Origin of the sequence: Imhoffiella purpurea (assembly GCF_000585215.1) — a bacterium.
Classification (GTDB): Bacteria; Pseudomonadota; Gammaproteobacteria; order Chromatiales; family Chromatiaceae; genus Imhoffiella; species Imhoffiella purpurea.
Genome location: NZ_AONC01000080.1, coordinates 1 through 554, shown reverse-complemented (window position 1 = coordinate 554; position 554 = coordinate 1). Strand labels below are relative to the sequence as shown.

Genomic DNA, 554 nt, shown 5'->3' with positions numbered 1-554 from the left:
TCGGTAGTCGTTCATCATGAGGAGCTTACCATGGGGCCAGACTGTTCACGAGGGAACTCTGCCGAAAACCTGTATGAGACAGGTATAACGCCTCTTATGATCACCTTTTTCTTGACATGAAACCCATGTCCGAGCACGAAGTCGCTAAAGCCCTCTACCGACCAGCGGCTGCGGGCCTTGAAGCCACGGTGGGTAAGTAGAGACATCATACGCGATGCAAGGTGACTTATCGGATTTTGCCCGTGGCAATAGGTTGGAACGATAATAGCACCACCATCTTTTAACACCCGTTTCATTTCCAGCATTGCTTTATCCGGATCGAAAAGCAAATGCAGCACATTTGCCGCCAAAACGGTGTCGAATGATTTGTCCGGGAAGCTCAGGTTGCAGGCGTCCTCGACCTTGAGCTCGATATGGCCAACATTATGGTCTTTCGCTTTTTGCCCGGCAATTCTTATCATTTCGGGTGCGGCCTCGAAATGATGTCGTTTCGAGGGTATGCTTTGAGCTTCTGTAACAACGAGAGAAGGCTTCGTCGTGGCGAAAGTGGTCAG

General features: G+C 50.2%; 1 protein-coding gene. It reads right to left on the bottom strand.

Annotated elements, in window-relative coordinates:
• Positions 1-14: 14 nt before the first annotated feature.
• On the bottom strand, positions 15-554 hold a 540-nt coding region (locus D779_RS19840), incomplete at its 5' end, for a class I SAM-dependent methyltransferase (RefSeq protein ID WP_157726472.1).